This is a genomic window from Niveibacterium umoris, assembly GCF_014197015.1.
GTDB lineage: Bacteria > Pseudomonadota > Gammaproteobacteria > Burkholderiales > Rhodocyclaceae > Niveibacterium > Niveibacterium umoris.
On record NZ_JACIET010000001.1, the window covers coordinates 1,589,821 to 1,602,235 of the forward strand.

15 protein-coding genes are annotated in these 12,415 nt (G+C 60.4%); 5 read left to right on the top strand and 10 right to left on the bottom strand.

The features are described 5' to 3' along the window. Positions 1-10: 10 nt before the first annotated feature. The 5 genes from GGR36_RS07170 to GGR36_RS07190 are packed head-to-tail and all read left to right on the top strand — an operon-like array spanning position 11 to position 3,353. Complete coding sequence (locus tag GGR36_RS07170; protein ID WP_242533075.1) at positions 11-1,129, top strand: L,D-transpeptidase family protein; 1,119 nt, start codon at positions 11-13, stop codon at positions 1,127-1,129. Further along, positions 1,126-1,716, top strand: coding sequence for a peptidylprolyl isomerase (locus GGR36_RS07175; RefSeq protein ID WP_338086637.1), 591 nt, complete (start codon positions 1,126-1,128; stop codon positions 1,714-1,716). The genes GGR36_RS07170 and GGR36_RS07175 overlap by 4 nt, the downstream gene beginning before the upstream one ends. A 35-nt stretch (positions 1,717-1,751) precedes the next feature. Further along, positions 1,752-2,243: a peptidylprolyl isomerase gene (locus GGR36_RS07180; protein WP_183633544.1), complete on the top strand. Its 492-nt coding sequence runs from the start codon at positions 1,752-1,754 to the stop codon at positions 2,241-2,243. A gap of 19 nt (positions 2,244-2,262) precedes the next feature. Next, entirely contained in the window at positions 2,263-2,982 is a 720-nt protein-coding gene (locus GGR36_RS07185) for a UDP-2,3-diacylglucosamine diphosphatase (protein WP_183633546.1), read from the top strand. Next, positions 2,982-3,353 (top strand): response regulator, encoded by a 372-nt coding sequence (locus GGR36_RS07190; protein ID WP_183633548.1) that lies wholly within the window; start codon positions 2,982-2,984, stop codon positions 3,351-3,353. Before GGR36_RS07185 ends, GGR36_RS07190 begins: the two co-directional genes overlap by 1 nt. Before the next feature lie 71 nt (positions 3,354-3,424). Here the strand turns inward: GGR36_RS07190 and purF are convergent, their stop codons facing one another. The 10 genes from purF to GGR36_RS07240 all read right to left on the bottom strand — a co-directional run bounded on the left by purF (position 3,425) and on the right by GGR36_RS07240 (position 12,410). Then, positions 3,425-4,984, bottom strand: a complete 1,560-nt coding sequence (gene purF, locus GGR36_RS07195; RefSeq protein ID WP_183633550.1) for an amidophosphoribosyltransferase — start codon at positions 4,982-4,984, stop codon at positions 3,425-3,427. 10 nt (positions 4,985-4,994) lie between these two features. After that, the gene (locus GGR36_RS07200) at positions 4,995-5,486 is read right to left on the bottom strand and encodes a CvpA family protein (RefSeq protein WP_183633552.1); all 492 of its coding nucleotides are present in this window, start codon (positions 5,484-5,486) and stop codon (positions 4,995-4,997) included. A 3-nt stretch (positions 5,487-5,489) separates the two neighbouring features. Further along, positions 5,490-6,131, bottom strand: a complete 642-nt coding sequence (locus GGR36_RS07205) for an SPOR domain-containing protein (RefSeq protein ID WP_183633554.1) — start codon at positions 6,129-6,131, stop codon at positions 5,490-5,492. A gap of 90 nt (positions 6,132-6,221) precedes the next feature. Next, positions 6,222-7,487, bottom strand: coding sequence for a bifunctional tetrahydrofolate synthase/dihydrofolate synthase (gene folC, locus GGR36_RS07210; RefSeq protein ID WP_183633556.1), 1,266 nt, complete (start codon positions 7,485-7,487; stop codon positions 6,222-6,224). Positions 7,488-7,509: 22 nt separating this feature from the next. Further along, positions 7,510-8,373 (bottom strand): acetyl-CoA carboxylase, carboxyltransferase subunit beta, encoded by an 864-nt coding sequence (gene accD / locus GGR36_RS07215; RefSeq protein WP_183633558.1) that lies wholly within the window; start codon positions 8,371-8,373, stop codon positions 7,510-7,512. Further along, entirely contained in the window at positions 8,370-9,188 is an 819-nt protein-coding gene (gene trpA / locus GGR36_RS07220; RefSeq protein WP_183634931.1) for a tryptophan synthase subunit alpha, read from the bottom strand. Before trpA ends, accD begins: the two co-directional genes overlap by 4 nt. A 37-nt stretch (positions 9,189-9,225) precedes the next feature. Continuing rightward, positions 9,226-10,437: a tryptophan synthase subunit beta gene (trpB, locus tag GGR36_RS07225; RefSeq protein WP_183633560.1), complete on the bottom strand. Its 1,212-nt coding sequence runs from the start codon at positions 10,435-10,437 to the stop codon at positions 9,226-9,228. Continuing rightward, positions 10,424-11,047, bottom strand: a complete 624-nt coding sequence (locus tag GGR36_RS07230; protein WP_183633562.1) for a phosphoribosylanthranilate isomerase — start codon at positions 11,045-11,047, stop codon at positions 10,424-10,426. The genes trpB and GGR36_RS07230 overlap by 14 nt, the downstream gene beginning before the upstream one ends. Next, the gene (gene truA, locus GGR36_RS07235; protein WP_183633564.1) at positions 11,044-11,841 is read right to left on the bottom strand and encodes a tRNA pseudouridine(38-40) synthase TruA; all 798 of its coding nucleotides are present in this window, start codon (positions 11,839-11,841) and stop codon (positions 11,044-11,046) included. The genes GGR36_RS07230 and truA overlap by 4 nt, the downstream gene beginning before the upstream one ends. After that, the gene (locus tag GGR36_RS07240) at positions 11,838-12,410 is read right to left on the bottom strand and encodes a CbiQ family ECF transporter T component (protein WP_183633566.1); all 573 of its coding nucleotides are present in this window, start codon (positions 12,408-12,410) and stop codon (positions 11,838-11,840) included. Before GGR36_RS07240 ends, truA begins: the two co-directional genes overlap by 4 nt. Positions 12,411-12,415: the final 5 nt, after the last annotated feature.

Here is a 12,415-nt window from a genome sequence, read left to right on the forward strand (position 1 = left end):
TGCGCAACCGATGAAGGGTCCGATCTCGGATAGCGGGCCTGAAGCCTCGCTATCCAAGATCTTCGATGACATCGAACACCGCAAGCTCGATAGCGCCCTGGAACGCACCGAGTCCCTGCTCCGCGTCTATCCGAACTTTCGCCTGGCGCACCTCATAAGGGGCGACCTGCTGCTGGCACGCAGCCGCCCGATTTCCGGGTTTGGCAACGCCCCGTCAGCCCCGCCGGAGCGTGTCGCCGACTTGCGTGACGAGGCGATCGCCCGCCTGAAGGCCTATCGTGATCGGCCACCGTCGAACCACGTGCCGCGCTATCTGCTGCAGATGCGGCCCGACCAGAAGTACGCCATCGTGGTAGATACGGAGAAGTCCCGTCTGTATGTGTATGCCAACGATGGAGGTCGCCCCCGTTTCGTTGCCGACTACTACATCACCCACGGTAAAGAAGGCGCCCGCAAGGCACGCGAAGGTGACCGCCGCACCCCGCTCGGCGTCTATCACGTGGTATCCGAGGTCCCCAAGAAGCGTTTGACTGATTTCTACGGCTCTGGCGCGTTTCCGATCAACTACCCCAACGAATACGACAAGTTGCAGGGGCGAGCCGGTCACGGCATCTGGCTGCACGGTGTGCCGAGCGACACGCTATCGCGCCCGCCGCGCGCTTCGGATGGATGCGTGGTGCTTGCCAATGCTGACCTGCAGGCCGTGGCCTCGCGACTGCAATTGGGTCTGACGCCGGTAATCATCAGCAACGAAATTGAATGGCTGAGTCTTGACGACTGGCATCAGGAACGGGCGGCGCTGCAAAAGCAGATCGACGCATGGCGGCGCGACTGGGAGAGCGGCGATACCGATCGTTACCTGCAACACTATTCGGAAAAGTTCACGGCAGACGGCGCGACGCGCAACCAGTGGAGCGCCCGCAAACGCCTGGTCGCCAAGGAAAAGACGTGGGTCCAGGTACGGCTGAAGAACGTCAGCATGTTCAGAAGCCCCGGGCCGGAAGACCTCGTTGTGGTGACCTTTGACCAGGACTACCGCAGCAATAACCTCAAACAGCAGGACACGAAGCGGCAGTACTGGATCAAAGAGTCGGGCAAATGGAAAATCGTTTACGAGGGACAAGCGTGAAGACGCTCATCAAGGCTGTTTTCGTAAGTGCCGTATTGTTTTTTGCCGCAGGGCCAGTATCCGCTCAAGAAGGTAACCCGAAAGTACGGATCGAAACCGACATGGGCGGTTTCACGGTCGAGCTCTATCCGGCGAAAGCACCCAAATCAGTCGCGAACTTTCTGCGCTATGTAGACGCCGGGCATTACGACAACACCATCTTTCACCGGATCATCCGCGGTTTCGTCGTACAAGGCGGCGGCGTAACTGCCGACATGCGCGAAAAACCGACCAATGCGCCCATCGAGAACGAGGCAAAGAACGGCCTCAAGAATGAGACGGCGACTTTGGCGATGGCGCGCACTCAGGACCCCAATTCAGCCACCTCCCAGTTCTACATCAACCTCAAGCACAACAGCTCGCTCGACTATCCGTCCTTCGATGGCTGGGGCTACGCCGTGTTCGGCAAAGTCATCGAGGGTATGGACACCGTAAGGAAGATGGAGGCGGCGGAGACCGGTGTCGTCGCGGGGCAGCGTGACGTGCCACTCAAACCCATCACCCTAAAGTCGGCTCGCCGCGTCGCACCCGCAGCAGCCAAGCAGTAACCCGGCAATCTGGCCGGCCCAACAGGAAATCCGACATGATCAAACTGCACACCTCGCTCGGCGTCATCACGCTGGAACTCGATGCCGAGAAGGCCCCGAAGACCGTACAAAACTTCATCGACTACGTTCAGGCAGGTCACTACGACGGCACGATCTTCCATCGCGTGATCGATGGCTTCATGGTGCAGGGCGGTGGCATGACTGCAGACATGCAGCAAAAACCGACGCGTGATCCGATCGAAAACGAAGCCAACAACGGCCTGAAGAACGCACGCGGCACCGTTGCGATGGCCCGCACACAGGCGCCCCATTCGGCATCGGCACAGTTCTTCATCAATGTCGCCGACAACGAATTCCTGAACTACCGCTCTGCCGATCTGCAGGGCTGGGGTTACTGTGTATTCGGCAAAGTTGTCGACGGCATGGATGTGGTCGACAAGATCCGCGCGGTCAAGACCGGTCGCCGCGGCTTCTTCCAGGACGTGCCGAACGAAGACATCCTGATCGAGCGTGCCGAAGTCGTCTGACACCCACGCCGCCGCTCGAATGATTCACTTCATCTCCGATCTGCACCTCACGCCCAAACGGCCGGAAATCGGTGCCGCGTTCGCCCGCTACCTGAACGGGCCCGCTCGCGGCATCGATGCGCTCTATGTGCTGGGCGACCTCTTCGATGCCTGGCCGGGTGATGACGCCCTGGCCGAGCCTGCTGCACAGGCCGTCGCGAACGGCCTGGCAGCCCTGGCGGCCAGCGGCACTCGCATCTATCTGCTGCACGGAAACAGGGACTTCCTGATCGACAAGGCCTTCGCGCAGCGCGCCAGCGCGACCCTCATCGACGAGCCATACGCGATTACGCTTGGCACTGAGCCATGCACCTTGATGCACGGCGACGCCCTTTGCACCGACGATGTGGCATACCAGCGTTTCCGGACCATGGTGCGCAACCCGGATTGGCGTTCGGCGTTTCTCGCCAAACCACTGGCCGAGCGGCTGGCAATTGCCGCGGATGTGCGGATGCAGAGCGAACAGGCCAAACAAGAAAAATCGGCCGAGATCATGGATGTGAACCCGGAAGCGGTCGCAGAAAGCTTCCGCGCAAACGGGTATGCAACGCTCATTCACGGACACACACATCGCCCCGCCCGCCACACCCATTTGGTCGACGGACGTGAGTGCACGCGTTGGGTGCTGCACGACTGGCGAGAGCACGCTGAATGGCTGGAATGGTCTGATACAAGCGGGCTCGCCTTCGGTCGGTGTTGATGCAGAAAGCGCTGATCATTGACGACAGCGAGCCCAATCGGCGCCTGCCAGCGTTGATCCTGGGACAACTCGGCTGGGCCACGGCCGAAGCAGAGAATGGCTACAGCGCCCTCGAAGCCGTTCAGCGCGAGCGATTCGACTGCATCTTGCTCGACATCCTGCTCCCTGACCTGCAAGGCGACGAAGTGTGTCGACGCCTGCGGGACCACCCTCTCAACGGCAGTACCTGGATCGTCGCTTACACAGCAGAATCGCCCGAACAGTTCGCAGAGGTCACGGCACGTTGCCGATTCGATGCGCTACTGACCAAGCCAATCACCCGCAAGAGCCTTATCAACGCGCTTCCGCCGCAAGCAGAGCCCCACAAATAAAGACGCCGCCCCGAAACCGGTGCGGCGTCTTCATTCTTCGCCGTTCAAGCGACGGCGCAACGCAGGTAGCGTCAGCGATCTTCCTGGGAAACCAGATTCAGATCCATTTGACCACCGCCCTCCTCATCACTCTCGTCATCACTGTCGCCGCCGCCGGCGTTCGAAGCTGGCGCAACCACATTACGCGCATCTTCGATCTCGTTGAGGTAGGCGGCGGTAATGTCTCCGGTGATATAGCTGCCGTCGAAGCATGAAGCCTCAAACACATTGATCGCTGGATTGAGTGAGCGGACTGCAGTCTTCAAATCATCAAGCGACTGATAGATAAGGGCATCTGCCCCGATCTCGCCGCCGATTTCATCTTCCGATCGGAATGCAGCGATCAGCTCGTTGCGGCTCGGCATGTCGATGCCGTAAACGTTCGCGAATCGCACCGGTGGCGCCGCCGAGGCCATGAACACCTTGGTCGCGCCCGCCTCACGTGCCATGTTGATGATTTCCCGGCTGGTTGTGCCACGCACGATCGAGTCATCGACAAGCAAAACGTTCTTACCGGCAAACTCCTGATGGATCGCGTTCAGCTTCTGGCGTACCGACTTACGCCGGATAGCTTGCCCGGGCATGATGAAGGTTCGACCGATATATCGGTTCTTGACGAAGCCCTCGCGATACGGCACCGACAGGCGACTTGCCAGCTCCATCGCTGCCGTGCGCGCCGAATCAGGAATCGGAATCACAACGTCGATGCGCAGATCGCCGTGTTTCTGGCGAATGCGCTCTGCCAGGAACTCGCCCATCTTGACCCGGCTGTCGTAGACAGAGATGCCGTCGATCAGAGAGTCAGGGCGTGCCAGATAGACGAACTCGAACATGCAAGGGGCGTGCGGGAACCCCGAGGCGCACTGACGGCTTTCGAGCTTCCCGGTCGTGTCAATCAGTACCGCCTCACCTGGAGCGATATCCCTCAACAGCTTGAAGCCAAGCACATCGATCGCCACGCTTTCCGAAGCGACCAGGTACTCGGTACCGCCTAGCGCCTCATTGCTGCCGATCACGAGCGGCCGGATGCCGTGTGGGTCACGAAACGCCAGCAAACCGTAGCCTGCGATCATCACCACTGCGGCGTAGGCGCCTTTCACGCGGCGCATGACGCCGGCGACCGCCTTGAAGATCTGTTCGGACTCGAGGCGCGGCCCTTTGGCATGCTCCTGCAATTCGTGCGCCAGTACGTTCAGCAGTACCTCTGAGTCCGAATTGGTGTTGATGTGCCTGAGATCGGCAAGGAACATCTCACGTTTAAGCTCATCGGAGTTCGTGAGATTGCCGTTGTGCGCGAGCATCAAGCCGAACGGCGAGTTCACGTAGAAGGGCTGCGCCTCGGCAGGGTTATAGGCCGAACCAGCTGTCGGATAGCGACAGTGGCCAATCCCCCAGTTTCCGGTCAAGTTGCGCATGTTGCGCGTCCGGAAGACATCCCGGACAAGACCGGACCCCTTGTGCATGTGGAAACGCCCCGCCTGCGCGGTCGCGATTCCGGCTGCGTCCTGCCCGCGGTGCTGCAACACCTGGAGCCCGTCATACAGAAGCTGGTTGACCGGCGTAGTGGCTACTACACCCAGAATTCCGCACATCGTCGCTCACCTATCTGAATTTGATTCGTTTTGCGAGTTGCTCCGGCATCCACGGCATCGTCGTGAGGACGGCCGTTTCAAGCGGCGGCGCAAACATCGCGCTGTACCACCATGGCTGCTTCGGGAATTCTGTCAATCCCCCGAGCAGCACCAGCAGAAATACCATCAGTAGCCCGCGAACCAGGCCAAAGAGCGCCCCCAGCATGCGATCTGCAAGCCCCAGGCCGACCGCATGCAGCGCTTCCCGCAGAAGCAAACGCAGCAAGCCAAGGACAAGCAGGCTCGCGATGAAAAGCAGCGCGAAGGACCCCGCTTGGCGAATTAACGGCTCGCTGCTGACGCTACTGAAGAGGGGCTCAACGAGCCCCGAAAAGTGTTTTGCAACCAGAAACGCAATCACCCACGCGAGCAGCGCGAGCACTTCGCTCACCAATCCCCGCCACGCCCCAATGGCAAGCGAGATCAACAATATCGAAACGACGACGTAATCGAACCCCGTCATTTATCAACGCGCAGCAACCACAGCCGAAAGGCCTGCCTTGCGCAGTTTGCCTGCGGCGGCTTCAGCCGCTTCACGCGTCTGGAATGGCCCAGCACGAACACGGGTCTTGTCGGCCAGCGGTTCGGTATAGGCACTGTAGCCGAGGTCCTTGACCTTGGACTTCACACTCGCGATGTTCGCAGCATCCTTGAAAGCACCGAGCTGTACTACGAAGCCCCCCGACGACTCCACCGCAGCGGTCTTGTGACCACTGAGGATCGCCGCAGCGCGCTCCTCCTCGTCATGCCGAGCCTTTCCGGCATCAACCGTCGCAGCGCCTTTTGAGGCCGCCTTCTCCGCCTTTTCCGTGGAAGCTTCAACACCCTTGCGGGCGCCCGCCTCCTCCGATTTTGCCGCGGGCTCGGGCGCCTTCGGGGCCGGCGCCGAACTGGTCACCCCTTCACTCGGAGAAGGAAGGGCCACGACGCCAGACGGCTTCTCGTCCTCGACCGGCACCGAAGGCTTGGGTGGCGTCGGAGCTGCGCCCTGAATCACGCGTGAGGCAAAATTCGCCCCCTCTTGGCTCGGGATGCGTATCTGGATGTCCTGCCCGGTCTGCTTGGGCTCGTGCTCCATCACCAGGGGCAACACGATCGCGGCAAACAAGGCCAGCGCCGCCGCGCCAACCAGTCGGCGACGCGCACGTTTCTTCAGATCGAGTTGAGTATCGTTTTCGGCCATAGCCGATCGCACATCTCAGTGACGGTCCAGCGTCTGCATGACGTCGGACACAGTAAGGAAGGAACCGAAAACGACAATTCTATCATCCACCTGCGCTCGTTCCTGTGCCCGCTCCAGTCCGTCTGCAGGCGACCCACAGACCTCGATATCGCCTTGCACGCCCGCATCGCGGAGCCGTTGCGCGAGCGCATCGCCCGAATGTCCCCTCGGCCCCGGCAGTGAGCAGGCAAACCAGTGATCGATGCGACGGTCGATCAAGGCAATTGCTCCGGCGACATCCTTGTCAGCGAGCATCCCCAGAACGCCATAAGTTTCTGGCGCGTAACCGATGTTCGACAGGTTCTCTGCCAACACCCCGACCGACTGCGGATTGTGTGCAACATCGAGAATCACTGCCGGGCGCCCCGGTAGCACCTGGAAGCGGCCGGGTAATTCGACCTTCAGCAATCCCTCGCGCACGGCCTGCATGGATACTGGCAGCCTGTCCGCCAATGCCTCCAGAGCCGCAAGCGCCGCTGACGCGTTCAGCAACTGGTTTGCCCCACGCAGGGCCGGATACGCCAGTGCACTGCGCCGGGTTGTCCGCCCGCGGAAATTCCACTGCTGCTTGTCGCCTGAGTACGCAAAGTCGCGGCCAAGCAGCCGCAAGTCCGCTCCAACCGAATCGGCATGCGCGATCAGCGAAGCGGGTGCCTGTGGATCCGAACAGATCGCTGGCGTGCCTGAGCGGAAGATTCCCGCCTTCTCGAAGCCAATCTGTTCGCGGGTATTACCAAGAAACTCGGTGTGGTCGATCGCGATACCGGTGACGATTGCACAATCAGTATCGATGACATTCACCGCATCAAGACGACCACCAAGCCCGACCTCAAGAATGACGACATCGAGATCGGCTGCGCAAAATGCCTGCCAGGCCGCCAATGTGCCGAACTCGAAATACGTAAGCGGGATTCCGGCACGAACACGCTCAACCTCGGCAAAAGCTTCACACAGCGACGGAGGATCAATCTCCGCGCCGTTGATCCGCACGCGTTCGGTGTAACGAACGAGATGCGGCGAGGTGTACAAACCAACCCGATAGCCAGCAGCGAGCAGAATGGATTCGAGCATGGCGCAGGTAGAACCCTTGCCATTCGTGCCGCCCACGGTCAGGACCGGCTTGCTTTTCTTGAGGCCGAGCGCGTCGAAGACCTGCCGGACACGTTCTAGTCCAAGATCGATCGAGCGCACATGCTGGCGTTCGACGTAGTCGAGCCAGTCCTGCAGAGTTTTCAACTGCATCGAAAACAGCTTGCTTTGCGGATCAGTTCGGCGCGCTCTGGCGCGTCAGCAGGGACAGGAGCGCCGCGAGTTGGTCGCGCAGCTCGCGCCGGTCGACGATCATGTCGATCGCGCCTTTTTCGAGCAGGAATTCCGAGCGCTGGAAACCTTCAGGCAACTTCTCGCGTACCGTCTGTTCGATCACGCGCGGTCCAGCAAAACCAATCAGCGCGCCAGGCTCGCCGATCACAACATCACCGACGAAGGCGAAGCTGGCAGAGACCCCGCCCATTGTCGGGTCGGTGAGAACAGTAATGAAAGGCAGTCGACGCTCCGACAGGCGCGTGAGCGATGCGGTGGTCTTCGCCATTTGCATCAGGGAAAACAAGCCCTCCTGCATCCGCGCGCCACCCGAAGCGGTGAAGCAGATGAAAGGAAGCCCCTGTTCGACTGCGGCACCCACACCACGAACGAAGCGTTCGCCGACCACAGACCCCATGGATCCCCCCATGAAGTCGAACTCGAAAGCAGCGACCACGCAAGGCACAGACTTGATCGCACCCTGCATCACCACCAGCGCGTCGCCCTCGCCGGTCTCGTCATTGGCTGCCGCGAGACGATCAGGGTAACGCTTGCTGTCCTTGAACTTCAGCGGGTCGACCGGGACAACCTCGGCCCCGATCTCAAACCGCGCATCCGCATCCAGCAACAGATCAAGTCGGGCACGGGCACGCAAGCGCTTGTGATGACCACACTTTGGGCAAACGTGTTGATTGCCTTCCAGATCGGAGCGGTAGAGCACTGCCTCGCAAACTTCGCACTTGCTCCACAGCCCTTCAGGGATCGACTTGCGGCTAGGCGCATCACGCTTGATCTTCGGCGGTAGCAGTTTGTTCAGCCAGCTCATCGGGCAGCCTCCACGACGGGTTCATCCAGGGCCAGACGGATTTCCGAAAGGAAGGCCTGAACACGAGCAGGCGCCTGCCCTTCCGGCGCATTTTCAATTTCTTCGATCACGCGACTACCAATCACCACCGCATCCGCGACCGCACCGATTGCGCGCGCAGAAGCCGCATCGCGAATACCGAAACCGACGCCGACGGGCATTCCCAACCCTTTCTTGAGTTCCGGAATACGCGCAACAACGTCCCCGATATTCAGGTGGCCCGCCCCCGTCACACCTTTGAGCGACACGTAGTAGGCGTAGCCGCTGCCGATTGCCGCCACACCCGCGATCCGCGTGTCGGTGGATGTCGGTGCGAGAAGGAAGATCGGGTCCAGCCCGGCCGCCTTGATCGTTCGCGCGAAGTCGACAGCCTCCTCGGGAGGATAGTCGACGACCAGAACGCCATCGACCCCGGCGTGAGCCGCTTCTTTCGCGAAGTCTGCAAGGCCGAACGCCTCGATCGGATTTGCATACCCCATCAGTACGACAGGTGTGGCGGTATCGCGCGTCCGGAAATCCCGCACGAGTTGGATGACATCCCGCAGCGATACGCCATGCTTGAGCGCACGTTCTGCGGCACGCTGAATGGTCGGGCCATCGGCCATCGGGTCCGAAAACGGCACGCCAAGTTCGATGATGTCTGCACCACCCGCCACCAGCGCATGCATCAAGGGCAGCGTAGCCGCAGGAGACGGATCACCTGCCGCAATATAGGGGATCAGGGCGGTGCGATTCTCGGCACCCAAACGGGCGAATACGTTCTGGATTCTGGACATTCTGGTTCTGTCGGATTTGGCTTTTACTGCAGGGGAGTCAGAACTGGATGCCGGACTTCTCGGCCACGGTGTGCATATCCTTGTCGCCACGGCCCGACAGGTTCACCAGAAGCAATTTGTCCTTGGGCATCGTCGCGGCGAGTTTCATCGCATAGGCGATGGCGTGAGAGGACTCCAGCGCCGGAATGATGCCTTCCATGCGACACAGCGTGTGGAAGGCTGCGAGCGCCTCATCGTCGGTGACCCCGACGTATTCCGCGCGCCCGGAATCCTTGAGCCATGAATGTTCCGGCCCGACACCCGGGTAGTCGAGTCCCGCCGAGATCGAATGGGTTTCGATGATTTGACCGTTGGCGTCCTGCAACAGATAAGTCCGGTTGCCATGCAGAACGCCCGGCTTGCCTGCCGACAATGATGCAGCGTGGCGGCCGGTATCAAGACCGTCGCCCGCGGCCTCAACGCCGATCAATTTGACATCGTCATGCGAGATATAGGGATGAAAGATCCCCATTGCATTGGAGCCGCCGCCGACGCACGCAATCACCGCGTCTGGCTGCCGCCCGAAGCCTTCCTGCATCTGCCCAATCGCTTCTCGGCCAATGATCGACTGGAAGTCGCGCACCATCATCGGATACGGGTGCGGCCCCGCAACCGTGCCAATGATGTAAAAGGTGTCGGCGACATTCGTTACCCAGTCTCGCATCGCCTCATTCAATGCGTCCTTCAGAGTCTTGGAGCCCGACTCGACCGGCACCACCGTGGCTCCGAGCAACTTCATCCGGTACACGTTCGCGGCCTGACGTTTGACGTCTTCCGAACCCATGTAAACGACGCACTTCATGCCGTAGCGCGCCGCGACAGTAGCGCTCGCAACGCCGTGCTGACCGGCCCCCGTCTCCGCAATGACTCGCGGCTTGCCCATTCGCCGCGCCAGCAAGGCCTGACCAATGCAGTTATTGACCTTGTGGGCGCCGGTGTGATTCAGGTCCTCGCGCTTCAACAGGATCTGCGCGCCGCCACAGTGGTCCGAGAGCCTCCGAGCGTGATAGATCGGACTCGGACGCCCGACATAGTGTTTGAGTTCGTGATCGAATTCGGCAAGAAACTGCGGGTCAGTCCGCGCGAATTCATACGCTTCGAGCAACTCGGCCAAAGCGGGGATCAAGGTCTCAGAAACGAAGACCCCACCATACGGCCCGAAGTGTCCCCGGGAATCCGGCAGGTTGTATTGCATCTCAGCCATCTGCATTGCGCACTCCAGCAACGAATTCAGCGATCTTGCGAGCGTCCTTGATTCCCTTCGCCGATTCCACGCCGCTGCTCACGTCGACTGCGGCTGGCCGCACCCGGCGGATGGCCTCTTCGACGTTGCCCGCACACAGCCCGCCCGACAATACGATCGGACGAGTCAGGTCAGAAGGAATCAAGGACCAGTCGAAGGCCTGGCCGCCACCGCCAAAACCATCGACAAACGCATCCACCAGCAAGCCCTGGGCGGACGCGAACGAAGCTTCGGAGTGTATCAGATCGACCCCGGGCCTCATCCGGATCGCCTTGAGATAGGGCCGCTCGAACTGCCTGCAGAAGCCCTCTTCTTCATCGCCATGGAACTGCAGCAGATGGAGGGGCACGTGCGTTAGCGCGGCCCGAACGATGGACGGCTCGGGATTGACAAACAATCCGACGATCGTAACGAAGGGGGGGACAAGCTTGCTCAACTGCGCCGCTCGCTCCAGTTCGACGAACCGCGGGCTGGGTCGATAGAAGACAAAGCCCAAGGCGTCCACGCCGGCCGCAACGGCAGCCTCCACATCCTGCTCCCGGGTCAGTCCGCAGATTTTTATCCTTGTGCGACTCATGTCAGAAGCCCCTCAAACGTCTCGCCCCTAACCCTGCCATCACCAGGCAAACCCAGTCCGGGCGGATAGTCAATTCCACACAGGTAAAGCCCGCACGGTGAAAACGTTGGTGCGGCCAGAGCCCTGTTACGGGCTTCGAACAGTTCAGTGATCCAGTTAGGTTCGCGGGCGCCACGACCAATCTGAACAAGCGCACCCACCATGTTCCGCACCATGTGGTGCAAAAAGGCATTTGCAGAAAACTCGAACACGATGCATCCCCCTGCCCGGATGACACGTGCTTGCGTCAGTGTTCTCACCGGTGTTGCGGCTTGGCATTCGGCAGCGCGAAAACTAGAAAAGTCATGCTCCCCCACCAATAAGGCGGCCGCTGACTGCATAGCGTCAAGGTCCAAAGGCCAATGGGTCCAGCCGATACGTCCAGACGCAGCGGCTGGGCGCACGTCGCGACTCAGCAACACATAACGATAATGGCGGGCTGTGGCCGAAAAACGTGCATGGAAGTCTTCCGCAACCTCGCGCGCCCATCGCACCACGACTTGATCTGGCAAATGCGCGTTCACCCCGCGTACCCATGCCGTGATCGGTCGCTTGACGCCGCTATCGAAATGGACCACTTGCGACGATGCGTGCACGCCAGTATCTGTTCGTCCAGCGCACTGAACCCTTACCGGCGCCTGCTCAATCATCGACAACGCGCGTTCCACAACATCCTGGATCGCCCCACCGTTGGGCTGCGTCTGCCATCCGCAGAACGCGCTGCCATCGTACTCAAGCCCCAAAGCGATCCTCATTGGAGCCAACGCACAAGAAGGACCACTGCGCAGGCCAAGGCCGGCAGAATCATCGCATCCCCAAATGACCAGTTCGGCACGACAACTGAACGTAAATCGACCAGTTCCGATGGGCTTGCACCTGTGGGATCCAACCAATCGCGCCAATCCGTTTTTTTCGCACCGGCAGTCGCCAGTTCAAGCGTCATCACAAGCCTCACTACCGCACGTTCGGGCTTGAAACCAAGACGGCGAAAGGGCAGCAGGCAAGCAAGGAGCCCCGCTGCAACCCCGACGCGGTCCAGCCTTTCAAGCATCACAGCCACGAGCGCGAGCATCCCCAATAGCCGGCCAGCGTGCAAGACGGCGAGCCTGAGCCCCTCTTCTGTAGGGGAAATTTCGGGAAAGTATGGGGAAATGCGGGTGCCTGGAGTCCCAAACGTGTAGAGCAACGCAATAGCCAGAAACAGAAAACGGCTGCGGCGCATCAGCAACCGCAACCGTTTTCCAGCGAGTTCGATCCCGCAGAACAACAAGATGATACTGAGTAATGCCGCTGCAGATGGCCCCAAGCCCTGCAGTGCAAACATGCCAA